The organism is Quisquiliibacterium sp., assembly GCF_982640115.1.
Genome location: NZ_CEXFHW010000078.1, coordinates 1 through 17,373 on the forward strand (window position 1 = coordinate 1; position 17,373 = coordinate 17,373).

Sequence of the window (17,373 nt, forward strand, 5' to 3'; positions counted from 1 at the left end):
AGTGCGGCAATGCTGCTCACAGGGCCGTCGTGTTTTCAGGTGCCGCGCGTGCTTGCGTGCCGGTGCCTCGGTGGTGGCTGTAGCTCAGTTGGTAGAGTCCCGGATTGTGATTCCGGTTGTCGTGGGTTCGAGTCCCATCAGCCACCCCATTCAGACTGTTCAGACCCGGTGTCGGGTTCAGGTCCGGTCTCATCAGCCCGGGCGCACCGAAATCCCCTCCGGCAACAGCACATCGATCACACCATACCTGCCGGGTGACTCGAAGTAGGTCGACGGGTAGGTGTCACTGGCTTGTACGCCCAGCCCCTTGGCCAGCGCATTCAGGACGAGCTCCTTCACGAGCGTCTCGCCCGCCTTGCCATTGAAGAGGATGGCATCGGCGCCAGCGAGGCTGCGCGCGATGTCGCGGAGCAGCGCATCGTTCTGTCGGCCAATGTGCGCGCGCACGCTGTCGGCGTCGAAGCTGCCAAGCACGATGCGCAGGCGCGGGATGACGAGTTCCGCCTCCTTCAGGCGCAGCACCAGTGGGCCACTGGCGAGCTCGACGGTGCGTGCATCGAGAGCGAGGGCCGCCTCTGCGCTCGCGCTGGCGCGAAGTTCGGGAGCCTCCTGCAGCAGCGCCTGCTTGCGCGCGTACAGCTCCTTCAGGCGCGCCTCGGGCAGCCCGCCGCCGGCGAAGGCCTGCCGGATCGCATGGAGTTCCGTCTGGGCGTCGATCCTGGGGCTTGCAAGCCAGATGGCGACGCCGATCACGCCGCTGACCACGACGATTGCAAGGAGCGCCCAGGCGCCCAGGAGGCCAGTCCGGCTCACCCGCCTGGCGGCCGGCGTCGGCACAGGCTTTCGCCGGCGGGTGGCACCGGCTGCGCCTGTCGGTGCCGATGGCGGTGGCGCCGCCGCCGCCGCCGCCGCGCGCGGACGGGCGGCAAGGTCCCGGTCGTAGGCGGCGCGCCGGACGGGGTCGGAAAGCACCTCATAGGCCACGGTGATCGCGGCGGCGCGTCGCGATGCCGCGGCGTCGTCAGGCCGACGATCCGGATGAAAGCGCTGAATCAGGCTGCGGTAGGCCGCCCGCACGACTTCCGGGCTTGCCTGCCGGCTGATCTCCAGCGTGTCGTAGTGGGTCATGGTCTTTCAGGGAAGACGCTGGAACTTCGTCAGCGAACCATCCTGTTCGCGCAGTTCGAATTGCCGCTCGGCCACGGAGACGACCGGATTGATGTCGTGCATCAGCTGGCCGTTGCTTGAGCGAACGCTCCAGACGAGGCTGCGCTCCCGCAGCTGCCACACCCCGTACTGCAGCGCCCGGCCATCGTCGCCCCGGATCTCCCAGGTGCCGCTGGGATGCAGGTGAATGGGTGTGGCTAGGCGGGAAGACTTCCAGGCACCGGAGAACTGCGTGGGCTTCAAGGCCGGCTGGCAGGCTGCAAGCAGCATCGCGGCCAGCGCCCAGACGAGGAAGCGCAAGCTCATGTCGCGTCGCCGGCTCAGGGCTGCTGGCGCCGCTCGCGGAGCTGCCGGATCTGCAGCTCGATGCGCGCGCGTTCCCTCTCGTCGCGGGCGTTCTGCAGGTCGAGCTGCAACTCTTCTTCGCGGAACTTGAGCTCGAGGGCACGCTCGGCTTGCCGGCGGGCCTGCTGTTCCGCGAACTTGCGATCCTGCTCCGCTACCCGGCGATCCCGCTCGACGCGTTCGCCCAGCTGACGCACATCCTGCTCCCAGCGACGCTCCTGCTCTTCGCGCGCCCGCCGCTCCTGTTCGGCCTGCCGGGTCTCGTTCTCCTTGCGCCGACGCTCGGTCTCGAGGAGCTCCAGTTCGGTGATGTTCGCCGGCCTGACCCCGTAGGTGCGGGCGTACTCCTCGATCTGGATCTGTTCCGCGGCACGGGCCTCGATTTCGGCGCGCTTGTTCATCGAATCTGCCGTCGAGCAGCGCGTGATGCCGAAAGCCAGTGTGCCGATGAGGACCAGCAGGCCGATCGCGCGCATGACGAGTTTCGTGGCGTTGAGTGCGCTCGAGGCCACCGAGGGCTCGCGAGCACCGAACGCATCGAGGTCCGCGCGCGCAAGCATGGCGTCTGCCCTCAGCGACAGGGCGTCGGCCCGCAGGCCCAGCGCGTCTGCCCGTACCTGCTCCCGTCTGGCCAGTGGGCTGCCCGCTGCCGCGGCGCGGGCGCGATCCTTGGCGTCGAGTTCGGCGTCGTACCGCAGGCGCTGCATCGGGTCGGCAAGGGTGTCGTGCGCCAGCTTCAGCAGTTGCAGGTGCTCCTTGAATTCATGCGGCGTCAGCTTTTCGCGCTTTTCCTCCAGCGCGGCCATGGCACGCTCGAAGGCATCATGAATGTCGGTGTCGCTGGCGGTCCGGGCCAGACCCAGAATCTTGTAAAGCGTCAACTTGGGCATCGCTCGGATCCTCGCGTGTCCGATATCCAGGTGCAAGCGGCAAGAGCGGCGCGTTGGGGCGGCGCCGGTCACTCGAATTGTACCGGCGCATGTCGGAGCCCGGGCCGGCGTCTGGCGCCTGTGGCGGGCCGTTCATGCCGGCGCTGGGCTTGTCTGGGAGCAGCGCGGGCACCCGACACGCGCGGGGCTCATGCGCCGCTAAAGGCCCAGTTCCCGGGCGCGCACCACCGCGCGGGCACGGTTGTCGACCCCGAGCCTGGCGTAGAGCGCCGACAGTGCATTGCGCACCGTCTTGTCGGCCACGCCGAGGCGAGCGGCGATCTGGGCGTTGTCCAGCCCCTGCGCGACCAGGCCTGCGAGCTCCCGCTCGCGTCGGGTGAGACGTGGGTCTTCGCCCGCGCCGTGGATGAATCCGGACACCGCATCGCAGAACCGTTCGAAGGCCGGCTCATGCCCCAGCGGCACATGGTTGCTGGAAGGCAGCGACTCGAATCTCGCCCCGGGGATGCTGGCAGCGATGGCATGACCGAGTTCCACCGGCGCGACGCGATCGCCCTCGCAGTGCAGGACCAACGTGGGCGCGCGCACCCGCGGCGCGAGCGGACGGACATCCAAACCGGCGCGGGCGCGCATGATCTCGGCGGCGCGGGGGCCGTTGCAGCTGCGCCGCTGCTGCTCGTTCAGGCCCTCGCGCACCTCGGGCGGCGCGGCGGGCACGAAACGGCTGGTGAAGAACTCGCGCACTGCCGGGTCGTTGCGTCCCCAGCCCAGCTCCACGAGCCGCCATTGCGCCTCGAGAAAGGCCCGTTCCTCGGCGGTGGCGCAGCGGTGCAGGGCGCCGTGGAGGTAACCGCCGAGCAGCACCAGGTGCGACACCCGCTTGGGATGGCGCACCGCGTAGGCGATCGCGATGGCGGCCGCGCCGCTCGTGCCGAGCAGCGCCACCTGGCGCTCGCCGGTGGCCTCGATCACAGCCTCGAGCTCTTCCAGCCAGGCCTCCAGGCTGCGTGGCCGGGCATCATCACCCGACAGGCCGCAGCCCCTCTCGTCATAGCGCACCAGCCGGAAGGCGCGGCTGAGGTGCTCGACCCAGGGACCCCACACCGGCGAGCGGGTGTCGTACTCGACATGGGTGAGCCAGTGCGCGACCCGCACCAGCACGGGGGCGTCGCGACGGCCGCTGCGGGTCCAGGCGATGCGGGCGCCCGAGGACAGCGTGGCGAAGCGGAACTCCTGGCCTCGCGCCGGGGAACTGCTCATGGCCTTGGGCCAGATCGTGGCGCGGCGCCGGCCTACTTCGGCTGGATGCCGGCCGCCTCGGCCACCTTCCGGAAGCGCTCGTATTCCTTGCGCTGGAAATCGCCGAGTTCGCGGGTGTGCATCATCATGGGTGCGCTGGGCTGGGTGGCCTGGTAGGCCTTGCCCTCGGGCGAGAGCATCACGGTGCGCACCGCGTCGGCGAGCTTGTTGGTGATGTCATCCGGGGTTTCGCGGCGCACATAGAGCGACGAGAAGGTGTAGGTCTCGAATTCCGGATAGCCCAGCTCCAGCATGGTGGGCACCTGCGGCGCCATGCGATCGCGCGTGCTGCCGGTGACCGCCAGGCCGCGCAGCCGGCCGTCCTTGAGATGGGTGATCACGCCGCCGAGGTCGTTCAGGCCGAACTCCAGTGCGCCGCCCATGACATCGTTCTGCAACTGGGCGCCGCCCTTGTAGGCGACATGACTCACCTCGACGCCGGCGGCCAGGCCGAGCCAGGCGCCGACCAGCATGTAGCCGTCGGAGTAGCTGCCGACATTGAGCGGCCGCTTCTCGCGCTTGACCGCTGCGATCAGCTCGGCAAGCGAGCGGTGGGGGGAGTCGCCCTTGACCACGAAGGCGACCACGCCGATGCCGAAGCCGTGCACCGGGCGGAAATCGCGGAACGGGTCGTAGGGCAGGTTGCGGTTGAGCACCGGCAACACGCACATGGGCGTGTTGGTGCCCACGAAGACGGTGTGGCCGTCGGCCGGGGCGCTGCGTACCGCCTGGATGGCGATCATGCCGCTGGCCCCTGGCCGGTTCTCGACCACCACCGGCTGACCAAGCAGCTTGGAGATCATCTCGCCATACACCCGCGAGCCGCTGTCGGCGCCGCTGCCCGGGGTGAAGGGCACCACGAATCGGATGGGCTTGCCGGGATAGCCCGCGGCCTGGGCGCGCACGCCCGGGGCGACGGCGGAGGCGGTGGCCCCGGCCAGGGCGGTGAGGAGGTGTCGACGGTTCATCCCGGGCTCCTGGATGGCCCGCCGCCCGCGCCGTCGCGAATCGGCAGGACGAGTTGCAGTGGACTCAGGTTACCCCAGCCCCGGCCCGGGAGCGGCTCAGATTTCGAGGTTGTCGATCAGCCGCGTTTCACCCAGGCGGGCGGCGCCCAGCACCACTGCCGGCTCGCCCGGTGCGGCGGCCTGCAGATCGGACTGGCGTCGCACGGTGAGGTAATCGGGTGCCCAGCCCCGCGCCGCGAGCGCCGCGGTCTCGGCGGCGAGCACCGCCGACAGGTCGACGCCGGCACGCACAGCCTGCGCGATGCGCTGCAGCGCCGCGCTGAGCTGCACCGCCTCGGCGCGCTGCACCGGGCTCAGGTAGCCGTTGCGCGAGGACAGGGCCAGGCCATCGGGGCTGCGCTCGGTCTCGCCGGCCTCGATGCGGATGGGCAGCGCGAACTGTTCCACCATGCGGCGGATGATCATCAGCTGCTGGTAGTCCTTCTTGCCGAACACCGCGACCGCAGGCTGCACGCAGGCGAACAGCTTCATCACCACCGTGCATACCCCGGTGAAGAAGCCGGGCCGGAATTCCCCTTCGAGGATGTCGGCGAGCTCGGCGGGCGGGCGCACCGTGTAGGTCTGGGGCTGCGGATAGAGCTCGCGCTCGTCGGGCGCGAACAGCACATCGCAGCCGGCCGCGCGCAGTCGGGCGCAGTCGGCCTCCCAGGTGCGGGGATAGCGGTCGAAGTCTTCATTCGGCGCGAACTGCAGGCGATTGACGAAGATGCTGACCACCGCGAGGTCCCCGAGGTCGCGGGCGCGCCGCAGCAGCGCGATGTGGCCGTCGTGCAGGTTGCCCATGGTGGGCACGAAGGCCGGCGCGCGGGCGCCGGACAGACGCTGGCGCAGGTCGGCAATGCTGTGCGCGATGAACATGGGGCGGCCTACCAGGCGTGCTCTTCGTCGACCGGGAAGGCTCCGGACTTGACCGCGTTCACATAGGCCAGGAAGGCCTCGCGCACGCCGCCGGCCTCGGCCATGAAGTTGCGCACGAACTTCGGCACCCGGGCGAGATGCGCGCCGAGCATGTCGTGCATCACCAGCACCTGGCCGGCGGTGCCGCGGCCCGAGCCGATGCCGATGGTGGGGCAGCGCGTGAGCTGCGCCGTGAGCGTGGCGGCCAGGGCGGCGGGCACCATCTCGAACACCATGAGGCTGGCGCCGGCATCCTGCAGGGCCCGTGCCTCGGCGGCGAGCTGGGCAGCCGCGGCCTCCCCGCGGCCCTGCACCCGGTAGCCACCCAGGGCGTGCACGGTCTGGGGCGTGAGCCCGAGGTGGGCGCACACCGGGATGCCGCGCTCGACCAGGAAACGCACCGTCTCGGTGGTCCAGCCGCCGCCTTCGAGCTTGACCATCTGCGCGCCGGCCTGCATCAGCACGGTGGCGCTGTGCAGTGCCTGCTCGCGCGAGGCCTGGTAGCTGCCGAAGGGCAGGTCACCCACCAGCCAGGCCGTGCCTTGCGCGCGGCTCAGGCCGCGGGCCACGCACTCGGTGTGATAACGCATGGCCTCGAGCGACACCGGCGTGGTGGTGGACAGCCCCTGGCACACCATGCCGAGCGAGTCGCCCACCAGGATCACCTCCACGCCGGCAGCGTCAGCCAGCGCGGCGAAGCTGGCGTCGTAGGCGGTGAGCATGGCGATCTTTTCGCCGCAGGCGGGCATTTCCAGCAGGCGCGGCAGGGTGACCGGCTTGCGGGCTGGTGTCGGGGTGCTGCTCACGATGGATTCCTTGGCTGGGGGCGCTGGCGCGCCCGGTTCGAGCCGGCGGGTCAGGCCGGCTCGGAGATCTCGATGAGGTTCAGGTCCGGATCGCGCACATAGACCGAGCGGATCTTCCCGGTGGCACCGGTGCGCATCACCGGCCCCTCGATGATCGGCCAGCCTTCGCGCTGAAGGCGTTCGATCACCTGGGCGAGCGGCATGGCCGCGATGAAGCACAGGTCGAGTGCGCCGGGCACCGGCAGGTGGGCCTTGGGCTCGAACTCGCGCCCCTGCACATGCAGGTTGATCTTCTGATTGCCGAAGACAAAGGCGCGGCGCTCCACCGGCGGCGTGCCGCCGATGAAGCTCTCGAGGCGCATGCCCAGCACCCGGGTGTAGAAGTCCACGCAGGCCGCCTCGCGGGCGGTGGTGAGCACGAGGTGGTCGAGGTGGTCGATCATGCGTGGGCTCCGTGCCGAGAGGTCAGGCCTGCTTGGGGACGCGGTGCAGGGCGCAGATCTTGTTGCCGTCGGGGTCGCGCAGGTAGGCGAGGTACAGCTTGCCGCCAGGGCCTTCACGCACGCCCGGGGGGTCTTCGCAGGAGCGTCCGCCGTTGGCGCAGCCGGCGGCGTGGAAGGCGTCGGCCTGCTCGGGCGTGGCCGCCTGAAAGCCGATGGTGCCGCCGTTGGCATGGGTGGCCGGCTGGCCGTCGATCGGCGTGGTGATGGCAAAGGTGCCGCCCGGCGCGCGATAGAAGTAGCGGTTCTTGTTGGCCACGCCGGGGCCGATGCCCAGGGCGCCGAGCACCGCGTCATAGAACTTGCGGGAGGCTTCCAGGTCGCTCGCGCCGACCATCACATGACTGAACATTGCGTTCTCCAGGGGGAGGGTGGGGTTTCACAAGGGTGGCCATGGTAATCGAAGCCCGGGCGGCCGGCCCCGTCTGCGCTGCCGGGTGGCCTATCATCGCCTCAGCCGCAGGCCGGGGCCACAAGCCCCGGTCCGCAACCCCGCCATCGTCGTTCGACATCGCCCTTCCATGACACCCGATCGCCCGCTGCTGCTGAACGCCTTCGCGATGAACTGCGTGGGCCACATCAACCACGGGCTGTGGACTCATCCCCGCGACCGCACCGCCGACTACACCGACATCGATCACTGGACCGGGGTGGTTCGCACGCTCGAGCGCGGCCTGTTCGACGGTCTGTTCCTTGCCGACATCGTCGGCGCCTACGATGTCTACCAGGGTTCGCTCGACATCACCCTGCGCGAGTCGATCCAGCTGCCGTTGAACGACCCCATCCCGCTGGTGGGCGCGCTGCTGCCGGCCACCCGGCACCTGGGCTTCGGCATCACGGTCAATCTCACCTACGAGCATCCCTACCTGCTCGCGCGCCGCTTTGCCACGCTTGACCACCTCAGCCGGGGCCGCGTCGGCTGGAACATCGTCACCGGCTATCTCGACAGCGCCGCGCGCGCCATGGGCCTGCCCGCGCAACCCGAGCATGACGGCCGCTATGACATGGCCGACGAGTTCATGTCGGTGGCCTACCAGCTGTGGGAGTCCAGCTGGGATGCCGATGCGGTCATCCGCGATCGCGCCGCCCGGGTCTACACCCGGCCCGAGGCCGTGCGTCCGGTGCGCCATCACGGCGAGCACTACCGGGTGGAGGGCGTGAGCCTCTGGGAGCCTTCCCCGCAGCGCACCCCGGTGCTCTACCAGGCCGGCTCCTCGGGCCGGGGCCAGCGCTTCGCGGCGCGCCATGCCGAGTGCGTGTTCATCTCGGGCCAGTCGCGCGATGGCGCGCGCGCGCTGGTGCGCGGCCTGCGCGAGCAGGCGGTGCGCGAGGGGCGCCGGGCCGAGGACATCAAGGTCTTCATGGGGGCCAGCGTGGTGGTGGCGCCCACCGACGCGCTGGCCCAGGAGAAGCTGCGCGAGTACATCCACCATGCCAGCCCCGAGGCCGGCCTGGCGCACTTCGCCTCGGGCACCGGCATCGACTTCTCCCGCTACGGCATGGACGAGCCGGTGGCCCCGCCGGGCACCGGGCGCGCAGGCCAGGGCGACGCGATGCAATCGGCGGTCAAGCTCGTGACCGGCGGCCCGCGGCCGCGCACCCGCCGCGAACTGCTCGCCGAGATGGCCCTCGGGGGGCGCTATGCCCTGATCACCGGTTCGCCGCAGCGCGTGGCCGACGAGATGATCCAGTGGGCCCGCGACACCGGCATCGACGGCTTCAACCTCGCGCGCACCGTGGTGCCCGAGTGCTATGACGACTTCGTCGATGGGGTCGTGCCCGAACTGCAGCAGCGCGGCGCCTTCAAGACCGCCTATGCCGAGGGAACGCTGCGCGAGAAGCTCTTCGGCGAGGGGCCGCTGCTGCCCGCTCGCCATCCATCCCGCTCGATCAAGGCAAATCCATGAACGCCGATGAACTGCGCGCCCTGCAGGCGCCCCTGAAAGACCAGTACCGCCAGCAGCCGCAGGCGGCCTTCATCACCCTGAGCGCCGAGGGACGCCTGGGCGAGGGGGTGAGCTGCAGCGTGCAGACCGGGCAGGCGCTGGTGAAGGCCGGCTTGCATCCCGCCTCGGGCGGCGACGGCCTGTCGGCCTGCTCCGGCGACATGCTGCTGCAGGCGCTGGTGGCCTGTGCCGGGGTCACGCTCAAGGCGGTGGCCACCGCCCTGGGCATCACCCTGCGCGATGCCACCCTGCGGGCCGAGGGCGACATGGACTTTCGCGGCACCCTGGGCGTGGCCAAGGATGCGCCGGTGGGCCTGAGCGCGGTGCGCCTGAGCATTCGTCTGGATACCGACGCCTCGGCCGAGCAGATCCAGACCCTGCTGCGGCTGACCGAACGCTACTGCGTCATCTATCAGACGCTTGCGCGGCCGCCGGCGCTGTCGGTGTCGCATGAAGTGGCGCCGACCGCCTGAGGCGGGGCTCGCTCGCGGATGCGGGGTGCGCGCCGAGCGTGCTCGCGCTCACGGGGTCAGAGCGCGTTCACCGGGATCTTGAGGTAGGACACGCCGTTGGCTTCCGGCGGCGGTAACTCGCCGGCGCGGATGTTCACCTGCACCGCCGGCAGGATCAGCACCGGCATCTCCAGGGTGGCGTCGCGTCGGGTGCGCATGGCCACGAACTCGTCCTCGGAGATGCCATCGCGCACATGGATGTTGCCCGCACGCTGCTCGGCCACCGTGGTCTGGAAGTTCACCGCGCGCTGGTTCGGGGGGTAGTCGTGGCACATGTAGAGGCGGGTCTGTGAAGGCAGGCTGAGCAGTCGCCTGACCGAGCGGTACAGGGTTCGCGCATCGCCGCCGGGGAAGTCGCAGCGGGCTGTGCCGACATCCGGCATGAACAGGGTGTCGCCCACGAAGACGGCATCGCCGAACTGGTAGGCCACGCAGGCCGGGGTGTGGCCGGGCACGGCCAGCGTGTGCCCGACCAGATCACCGACGGCGATCGCCTCGCCGTCCTGCAGCAGGCGGTCGAACTGCGACCCGTCGGTGCGAAAGCCCGGCTCCAGGTTGAAGAGCCCCTTGAACACCGACTGCACGGTGGTGATGTTCGCGCCGATGGCGGTGCGCCCGCCGAGTCTGGCCTTGAGGTAGGGCGCGGCACTGAGGTGATCGGCGTGGGCGTGGGTCTCGAGGATCCAGGCCACACTCAGACCGAGTTCCTGCACGCGAGCGATCGCCCTGTCGGCGCTGGTGTGGCGGGTGCGGCCCGACTTGGGGTCGTAGTCGAGCACCGGGTCGATGATGGCGCAGGCCGTGCCGGGGCCCTGGTGGACGAGGTAGGTGACGGTCCAGGTGGCGGCATCGAAGAGGCCTTCCACCTGCGGCTGGGTTGTGCGGTCGGTCATGGCGGTCTTCTTGATTAAGTAATTAAGAATATATTGACGAATAAATTATATGTCAATAGAATGTGCTCCTCGAATCTGAACCCGTCTCCGGTGCCTCCGCGACCGGACCGGTCCGGTCCGGTCCGGTCCGCGCCGACGCCCTGAGCCACCCGTCACACCGCCCACGCATCCGCCATGACCACCGCCACCCTTGATCTGTCCGCCATGCAGGCCGCGGCCGAGCAGGCCTGCCGCCTCATGAAGGTACTTTCCAACCCTGACCGTCTGCTCATCCTGTGCCAGCTCAGTCTGGGCGAACGGCGGGTGGGCGAGCTGGAAACGCTGCTCGGCATCGGCCAGCCCACGCTCTCGCAGCAGCTCACCGTGCTGCGCGAGGAGGGGCTGGTGGACACCCGTCGCGAGGGCAAGCACATCCACTACCGCCTCACCAGCCCGCGCGCCCTGGCACTCATGCAGGTGCTGCACGAGCAGTTCTGCGCCTCCGTTTCCTGACGCCCACAAGGCCCTGCCATGTCCATCGACTGGAACCACTTCACGCCCTGGGCGTCGCTCTCGGGCGGCGTGCTTCTCGGGGTATCCGCCGCCCTGTTCATCCTGCTCAATGGCAGGGTGCTGGGCATCAGCGGCATCCTGGGCGGCCTGTTGCCACCAAGGGCCGGCGATGCCGCCTGGCGCATCGCCTTCCTGCTCGGCATGGCCGTCTCGCCGATGGTGTTCGCGGCCCTCGCGCCCGCCGGCTTCATCGCCGCGCCGCGCATCGAGGCCAGCCATGCGCTGGTGGTGGCAGCCGGCCTGCTGGTCGGCCTGGGCACCCGCTACGGGGCAGGCTGCACCAGCGGCCATGGCATCTGCGGGCTCTCGCGCCTGTCGCCACGCTCGCTGGTGGCCACACTCGCCTTCATGGCCGCGGGCTTCGTCACGGTCTTCATCGTGCGTCACCTGATCGGAGGCATCTGACCATGCACCGCTTCACCGAATTCCTGGTCGGCCTGCTCTTCGGGCTCGGCCTGCTGCTCTCGGGCATGACCGATCCCGGCAAGGTGATCGGCTTCCTGGATCTGGCCGGCGCCTGGGATCCTTCCCTGGCCTTCGTGATGGGCGGCGCGATCGCGGTCGGCTTCTTCGCGTTCGGGCTTGCCCGCAAGCGGACGGTCAGCCTGCTCGGCGGCGCATTGCATCTGCCCAAGGCGAGCCAGATCGACCGCCGCCTGGTGATCGGCTCGCTGGTGTTCGGCGCGGGCTGGGGCCTGGCCGGCTTCTGCCCGGGGCCCGGGGTGGTCTCGATGGCAGCGGGTCAGCCCAAGGCCCTGAGCTTCGTGCTGGCCATGCTCGCCGGCATGGCGCTGCAGTCGCTCGCCGAGCGCCTCATCCATCCGCCGGCGCGTCTGCCGGACTGAAGCCCTCATGTCTGTGGCCTGGCGGCGCCGGCTTCCCGACCTCCCGTTGCTCACCTGGGGGCGGGAGTACCGTCGCGACACCCTGGTGAGCGATCTGGTGGCGGCGCTGATCGTCACCCTCATGCTCATCCCGCAGAGCCTCGCCTACGCCATGCTGGCGGGCCTTGCGCCCGAGGTGGGGCTGTACGCCAGCGTGGCCCCGCTGCTGCTCTATGCCCTGTTCGGCACCAGCCGGGTGCTCGCGGTGGGGCCGGTGGCGGTGGTGTCGCTCATGACCGCCGCCGCGGTGGGCGAGCATGCCGCCGCCGGGACGCCGGCGGCAGGGGCGGTGGCCATCACCCTGGCCTTCCTGTCGGGGCTGATCCTGCTGCTGATGGGGCTGCTGCGCCTGGGCTTCCTGGCCAACTTCCTCAGCCATCCCGTGATCTCGGGCTTCATCTCGGCCTCGGGCCTGCTGATCGCCGCCAGTCAGCTCAAGACCCTCCTGGGCGTTTCGGCGCAAGGCGGCAATGTCCTGTCGCTGATCGCCTCGCTCCTTGCCCAGGTCCCGAAGACCCACGGTCTGACTCTTGCGGTGGGGGCAGGCTCCCTCGCGTTTCTCTTCTGGGTGCGTCGCGGCCTGAAGCCGCTGCTGCTGCGCATGGGGCTGCGGGCCCGAGCTGCCGATCTGCTGGCCAAGGCCGGCCCCATCGCCGCGATCGCGGTCACCACCGCACTCGCCTGGGCGCTCGACTGGTCGACCCAGGGCCTGAAGATCGTCGGCGCGGTGCCGGCCGGGCTGCCGCCGCTCACCCTGCCGCTGTGGGATGCGACGCTGTGGCGCGAGCTGGCGGTGCCGGCGCTGCTGATCAGCGTGGTCGGATTCGTCGAGTCGGTCTCGGTGGGCCAGACGCTGGCTGCGCGCCGGCGTCAGCGGGTCGAACCCGACCAGGAACTGGTGGCGCTGGGTGCCGCCAACCTGTCGGCCGCGGTGACCGGCGGGCTGCCGGTGACTGGCGGCTTCGCCCGGTCGGTGGTGAACTTCGATGCCGGTGCCCAGACCCCGGCGGCGGGGGTGTTCACTGCCGTGGGCATCCTGCTGGCGTCGCTGCTGCTCACCCCGGCTCTTCATTTCCTGCCGCAGGCCACCCTGGCAGCCACCATCGTGGTGGCAGTGCTTTCGCTGGTCGACTTCAGCCTGCTGCGCAAGACCTGGTCGTATTCGCGGGCGGACTTTCTGGCGGTGCTGGTCACCCTGCTCACCACCCTCGGGGCAGGGGTCGAGGCCGGTCTGGTGGCCGGGGTGGGGGTGTCGCTTGCACTCTATCTCTATCGCACCAGCCGCCCGCACATCGCCGAGGTCGGGCTGGTACCCGGCACCGAGCACTTCCGCAACCGCCTGCGGCATCCGGTGGCGCTCAGTCCCCGGCTGCTCGGCCTGCGGGTGGACGAGAGCCTGTACTTCGCCAACTGCCGGGTGCTCGAGGATCGCATCAACGACGCGGTGGCGTCGCGGCCCGAACTGGCCCATGTGGTGCTGCTGTGCTCGGCCATCAACGACATCGACGCCAGCGCGCTGGAAAGTCTCGAGGCGATCGACGAGCGCCTGCGCGCCGCCGGCGTGGCGCTGCACCTGTCCGAAGTGAAAGGGCCGGTGATGGACCGTCTGCAGCGCACCGCGCTGCTGGCCGGGCTGAGCGGCCGGGTCTACCTCTCGCACTACCAGGCGGTATGCGACCTGGCCCCTGAAACCCTGGCCGCAGCGGCCTCCGCTACCATCGCCGCAACCCAGTCCTGAGAGCGGCCCGATGAGCGAACATCCCCTGCCTGCCGGCGACCCCCAGGCCCATGGCGTCAGCGCCGCCGGCATCGCCGCCATCGATGCCTTCTTCCAACGCGAGATTGCCGCCAGTCGCCTGCCCGGGGCGGTGCTGGCCATCGCCCGCGAGGGCCGGCTGCTGCACCACCGGGCCTATGGCATGCGCGATCCGGTGGCGCGGGTGCCCATGACCCTCGACACCATGTTTCCGCTAGCGTCCATGACCAAGATCATGGTCAGCGTGGCCGCGCTCAGGCTGATGCAGGCCGGTCGTCTGCCGCTGCGCAGCCGGCTCGATGCCTTCTTCCCGGCTTTCGCCGCCATGCAGGTCGGCCTCGATGACGGTCATGGCGGGCTTTCGCTGCAGCCGCAGCAGCGGCCCATCCTCATCCACGATCTGCTGCGGCACACCGCAGGCATCACCTATGGCGGTCGTGGGCTCGGCGCGGCGGCCGCGCGCTGGCCGAGCGCAAGCGAGGTCATGTTCTCCGATGACGCTGCCGGCTTCATCGACCGGATCACCCGTCTGCCGCTTACCCACCAGCCGGGCACCGCCTTCGAATACGGTTTCTCCACCGATGTGCTTGGCCTGGTGATCGAGCAGCTGAGTGGCCAGCGTCTGGGTGAGCATCTGTCACAGGTGCTGTGGCAGCCGCTGGGCATGCGCGACACCGGCTTTGAACTCACCGAAGATCGCCGCGCCCGCGGCGCCCGCCCGTTGCCCTTCAATCCGCTGGACGGCTCGCCGCAGGCGGTGTCGGTGATGCAGCGCCAGACCAGTCTCGACTGGGGCGGCGCGGCGGCCATGGGCACGGTGTCCGACTACCTGCGTTTCGGGCAGATGCTGCACGACGGCGGCGCCCTCGAGGGCGAGCGCATCCTGAGTCCGCAGACCGTGGCGCTCATGACCGCCAACCATCTCGGTGAGGGCGTGATCAACACCGTGCACCACACCGAGCCGCACCGCGAGGGCTACGGCTTCGGCCTGGGCGTGGCGGTGCGCACCCAGGCCGGGCTGGCCAGCGTGCCCGGCCGGGTGGGCGAGTTCACCTGGAACGGCGCCTACGGCACGATCTTCTTTGCCGACCCTGCCGAGCGGCTGGTGGTGGTGGCCGGCACCGTGGCGCCGGGCGAGATCCGCAAGCACTACCGCGAGCAGCTGCAGGTGCTGGTCTACGGCGCGCTCACCCGCTGAGCGCGGCGGGCCGGCCGACGCGCTGGCCTGGCGCCGGGCTGCCCGCCGATGCATGCGCCGCCGATTCAGTCCTTGGGCGGCAGCGTGTAGCGGAAGTCGCAGTGGCTGGCGCCCTTCATGATGGTCTGAGTGCGGGTGAAGCGCATTTCGGGGTTGTAGCCGTGGCAGAACTCGCCATCGCGGTTGCAGGACAGAATGTCGCCGATCTCGCCCAGCCCCATCTCGCGGTACGACTCGGCATAGCGGCAGCGGGTCACATTGAAGGCCAGCGTGCGCTCGGATTTCTCCACCCACTGGATGGTGATGCCGCCGCCGGCTTCCCACAGCGGCAGGATGGTGGCGTAGTCGGTCAGGTCGGGCGGATTGGCGCCGGTCTCGTTGCCGGGCTTTCGCGCGGCGAACTCGCGGCCGGCTTCGTGGGCCATCTCGATGATCGACCTGGCCAGCAGCTCACGGGCGCGTGCCGCGCCGAGCTCGGCGCTCAGGGTCTTGAGCAGCTGTCCCGCGAATTTCGCCTCGATGCGGCGCTGGTCGAGAATGCTCACTTCGCTCATGCAGGTCTCCTGGCAGTGGATCAGTTGGGAAGCAGCAGCGTGACCGAGGTGCCGTCCCGGTCGCTGGTGAGGGTGAGTTGGGCGCCGAGCTGCGCGGCGCGCTGGCGCAGGTTTCTGAGGCCGTGGCCCGGGCCAGGGCTGGCGTCGGGGTCGAAGCCGATGCCATTGTCGCGCACCTCGACCACCACGCCCTCGGCGTCGCGTGCCAGCCGGATCAGCAGGGTGGTGGCCTGGGCATGGCGCAGCACATTGGCGATCGCCTCCTGCAGGATGCGCAGCAGGTGCAGGGTGCGGGTCGGATCGAGCCAGCTCATCGGATTGACCTCCTCCACATCCCACTGCATGGTCAGGCCCGCGCGGGCCAGGCGCGGCGCGAGCCGATAACGCAGGGTGCCCAGGATCGTCGTCAGGTAGTTGTCGTGCGGCTCGAGCGAATCCACCGCCAGCCGCAGGTCGTCGAGGCAGGCGGTGAGGGTGTCGCGGATCCGATCCGGGTCGGCCCGACCGTCTTCCACTTCAGCGATGGCCGTGAGCAGCTGTGCGCCCACCCCATCGTGCAGATCGCGCATGATGCGCGCCCGCTCGGCGAGGGCCGAGCGATCGGCCTCGAGCGCGCGGGTGGCCTCGAAGCTCACCCGCAGCTGCGCCTCGCGCTGCGCGAGCCGTTCCTCGAGCGACTGGTTCAGGGCCTCGTTGGCGCGCAGCGCCTGCACATGCTGCTGGCCCAGCAGCCAGGCCACGGTGACGAAGAAGAGCAGGCCCACATAGTGCGCGATATAGACGCGGCCGAAGAGCGCGTTGACCATCAGCACGGCGTTGTCGTAGGCGCTCGCGGCGATGAAGGCGGTGAACAGCAGCGCAAGCAGCGCGTCGGCCACGGTCCGGGTGGCTCGAGCGCGTCGAACCAGGATCCAGATCATGGCCAGCAGCAGCGGCGAGCTGGCCATCATCCAGACCGTCAGCGCCGGTGCGGGCCCCCCGAAGGCCAGCAGCAGGATCGGGCCCATGGCGAGGAATCCGTAGATGCTCAGGCGGAAGAGCCGCGCGAGCCGGGGCGAGATGACCGTGTCGTAGCGCCCGAGCAGGAAGATGCCGAACAGCCCAAGGAACAGGCCATGGCCTGTGAAGGTGGCGTATTCGAATGCGCGATGCAGGGTCTCCGAGGTCGTGCCGAAGTCCAGCAGCAGCAGGTTCAGGTTGCGTGCCGACCAGGTCAGGCCGGCGATGCCCAGGGGCAGGAAGCCCTTGCCCCGCTGTCCACCGATCTGCAGCCACACCATCAGGATGTAGAGCGATGTGGAAGCGATGATCGCGCTGGTGATGTAGACGCCCGCGTTCTGCACCAGCCGCCGGGCGGCCACGATGTCGTCGAGCTGGGCATGGGTGCCGATCTGCACCTGCGACAGCCCGCCCAGGGTGCCCTCGGGCGACACCACCCGGATGACCAGCCGGTTGTCCGAGGGCTTGAGCAGGCTGGGCGGCAGCGCCAGGAAGAAGGGCGAATTGGCGTGGCGCGCCACCGGCGCGGTCATGCGCCCGCCATCACCGATCCATTGCCCGTTCAGTTCGAAGGCGGCATTGGTGCGCAGCTTGGGCACATAGACCCAGAGCGGCTCCGCGGCCGCGACCTCGGGCAGCGTGATCTCGTACAGGCCGGTGACCACGCCCTCGTCGCCGCGGATCTGTCGGGGCCAGCGATGGGGCAGGGACACGATGGCCGGTTCGGGTGCCGGCTCCCGGGCAGCCGACAGCAGCCGGAAACGCGCAGTGGCGATCTCGATCGGCTGATCGGCAGGCGCGCCGACCGCCGCCCAGACCGGCTGCGCCCGCTCGCGCGCATCTGCCGCCGACTGCCCCAGGGCGTCGCCCCCGGTCACCATGCCCAGCAGCAGGGCCGCCGCGGTGGCCAGGGCGCCCCGGATCTGCTGTCTCAACGAAGCACCCTCAGCAGCGCCCAGCGCTCGGCGATATTGCCGGCGCGCCGGTACCAGCGATCGCCCACGGCGGGGATGATCCAGGGGTTGGCCATCCACTGACGGGCATGGTCTTCGCGGGCCGCCTCGACGATGGCCGCGCGCAGCAGCGCACGAAACGGGGTGGGCGAGAGAGGCCCACCGGCAGCGGCCCGCACCAGCCTGGTGGCCAC

General features: G+C 70.0%; 20 protein-coding genes and 1 tRNA gene. 8 read left to right on the plus strand and 13 right to left on the minus strand.

The features are described 5' to 3' along the window. Positions 1-73 precede the first annotated feature (73 nt). Positions 74-149 (plus strand) — tRNA-His (locus AC2H6A_RS10440). Between the two features lie 43 nt (positions 150-192). Here the strand turns inward: AC2H6A_RS10440 and AC2H6A_RS10445 are convergent. The 9 genes from AC2H6A_RS10445 to AC2H6A_RS10485 form a co-directional block, all read right to left on the minus strand. Next, positions 193-1,128, minus strand: coding sequence for a J domain-containing protein (locus tag AC2H6A_RS10445; RefSeq protein ID WP_484273260.1), 936 nt, complete (start codon positions 1,126-1,128; stop codon positions 193-195). A gap of 6 nt (positions 1,129-1,134) precedes the next feature. Further along, positions 1,135-1,473: a hypothetical protein gene (locus AC2H6A_RS10450; RefSeq protein WP_484273261.1), complete on the minus strand. Its 339-nt coding sequence runs from the start codon at positions 1,471-1,473 to the stop codon at positions 1,135-1,137. 14 nt (positions 1,474-1,487) lie between these two features. After that, positions 1,488-2,402: a J domain-containing protein gene (locus AC2H6A_RS10455; protein ID WP_484273263.1), complete on the minus strand. Its 915-nt coding sequence runs from the start codon at positions 2,400-2,402 to the stop codon at positions 1,488-1,490. A gap of 198 nt (positions 2,403-2,600) precedes the next feature. Next, entirely contained in the window at positions 2,601-3,662 is a 1,062-nt protein-coding gene (locus tag AC2H6A_RS10460; protein ID WP_484273265.1) for an alpha/beta fold hydrolase, read from the minus strand. A gap of 32 nt (positions 3,663-3,694) precedes the next feature. Next, positions 3,695-4,669, minus strand: a complete 975-nt coding sequence (locus AC2H6A_RS10465) for a Bug family tripartite tricarboxylate transporter substrate binding protein (RefSeq protein ID WP_484273267.1) — start codon at positions 4,667-4,669, stop codon at positions 3,695-3,697. 96 nt (positions 4,670-4,765) lie between these two features. Then, a complete protein-coding gene (gene panC / locus AC2H6A_RS10470) occupies positions 4,766-5,587 on the minus strand; it encodes a pantoate--beta-alanine ligase (protein ID WP_484273269.1) in 822 nt (273 codons plus the stop codon). Positions 5,588-5,595: 8 nt separating this feature from the next. Then, positions 5,596-6,375: a 3-methyl-2-oxobutanoate hydroxymethyltransferase gene (panB, locus tag AC2H6A_RS10475; protein WP_484273294.1), complete on the minus strand. Its 780-nt coding sequence runs from the start codon at positions 6,373-6,375 to the stop codon at positions 5,596-5,598. Positions 6,376-6,482: 107 nt separating this feature from the next. Next, a complete protein-coding gene (locus AC2H6A_RS10480) occupies positions 6,483-6,875 on the minus strand; it encodes a VOC family protein (protein WP_484273271.1) in 393 nt (130 codons plus the stop codon). Positions 6,876-6,897: 22 nt separating this feature from the next. Continuing rightward, positions 6,898-7,284 carry a VOC family protein gene (locus AC2H6A_RS10485; protein WP_484273273.1) on the minus strand — a complete coding sequence of 129 codons (387 nt, stop codon included), beginning with the start codon at positions 7,282-7,284 and terminating at the stop codon, positions 6,898-6,900. A gap of 169 nt (positions 7,285-7,453) precedes the next feature. Here AC2H6A_RS10485 and AC2H6A_RS10490 point away from each other — a divergent pair, with 169 nt between their 5' ends. Together AC2H6A_RS10490 and AC2H6A_RS10495 are read left to right on the plus strand one after the other, a co-directional pair. After that, the gene (locus tag AC2H6A_RS10490; protein WP_484273275.1) at positions 7,454-8,839 is read left to right on the plus strand and encodes an LLM class flavin-dependent oxidoreductase; all 1,386 of its coding nucleotides are present in this window, start codon (positions 7,454-7,456) and stop codon (positions 8,837-8,839) included. After that, complete coding sequence (locus AC2H6A_RS10495; protein WP_484273277.1) at positions 8,836-9,351, plus strand: OsmC family protein; 516 nt, start codon at positions 8,836-8,838, stop codon at positions 9,349-9,351. Before AC2H6A_RS10490 ends, AC2H6A_RS10495 begins: the two co-directional genes overlap by 4 nt. 56 nt (positions 9,352-9,407) lie before the next feature. On the opposite strand, the gene AC2H6A_RS10500 is transcribed toward AC2H6A_RS10495, so the two are convergent. Beyond that, entirely contained in the window at positions 9,408-10,283 is an 876-nt protein-coding gene (locus AC2H6A_RS10500) for an MBL fold metallo-hydrolase (protein WP_484273278.1), read from the minus strand. A gap of 174 nt (positions 10,284-10,457) precedes the next feature. On the opposite strand from AC2H6A_RS10500, the gene AC2H6A_RS10505 reads away from it, so the two are divergent. Genes AC2H6A_RS10505 through AC2H6A_RS10525 form a run of 5 tightly spaced genes read left to right on the plus strand, consistent with a single transcriptional unit; the run spans position 10,458 to position 14,673 of the window. After that, complete coding sequence (locus tag AC2H6A_RS10505) at positions 10,458-10,775, plus strand: metalloregulator ArsR/SmtB family transcription factor (RefSeq protein ID WP_484273279.1); 318 nt, start codon at positions 10,458-10,460, stop codon at positions 10,773-10,775. 18 nt (positions 10,776-10,793) lie between these two features. Then, entirely contained in the window at positions 10,794-11,240 is a 447-nt protein-coding gene (locus AC2H6A_RS10510) for a YeeE/YedE family protein (protein WP_484273280.1), read from the plus strand. 2 nt (positions 11,241-11,242) lie between these two features. Next, entirely contained in the window at positions 11,243-11,680 is a 438-nt protein-coding gene (locus AC2H6A_RS10515) for a DUF6691 family protein (RefSeq protein WP_484273282.1), read from the plus strand. Positions 11,681-11,687: 7 nt separating this feature from the next. Then, positions 11,688-13,457 (plus strand): SulP family inorganic anion transporter, encoded by a 1,770-nt coding sequence (locus AC2H6A_RS10520; RefSeq protein ID WP_484273284.1) that lies wholly within the window; start codon positions 11,688-11,690, stop codon positions 13,455-13,457. A 10-nt stretch (positions 13,458-13,467) separates the two neighbouring features. Beyond that, on the plus strand, positions 13,468-14,673 hold the full coding sequence (locus AC2H6A_RS10525) for a serine hydrolase domain-containing protein (RefSeq protein ID WP_484273286.1): 1,206 nt from the start codon (positions 13,468-13,470) through the stop codon (positions 14,671-14,673). 65 nt (positions 14,674-14,738) lie between these two features. Here the strand turns inward: AC2H6A_RS10525 and AC2H6A_RS10530 are convergent, their stop codons facing one another. The 3 genes from AC2H6A_RS10530 to AC2H6A_RS10540 form a co-directional block, all read right to left on the minus strand. Further along, positions 14,739-15,227, minus strand: coding sequence for an L-2-amino-thiazoline-4-carboxylic acid hydrolase (locus tag AC2H6A_RS10530; protein WP_484273288.1), 489 nt, complete (start codon positions 15,225-15,227; stop codon positions 14,739-14,741). A gap of 20 nt (positions 15,228-15,247) precedes the next feature. Further along, positions 15,248-17,161, minus strand: a complete 1,914-nt coding sequence (locus AC2H6A_RS10535) for a sensor histidine kinase (RefSeq protein WP_484273290.1) — start codon at positions 17,159-17,161, stop codon at positions 15,248-15,250. Beyond that, positions 17,158-17,373: hypothetical protein (locus AC2H6A_RS10540; RefSeq protein WP_484273292.1), on the minus strand; the 216-nt coding region annotated here is incomplete at its 5' end. The genes AC2H6A_RS10535 and AC2H6A_RS10540, both read right to left, overlap by 4 nt.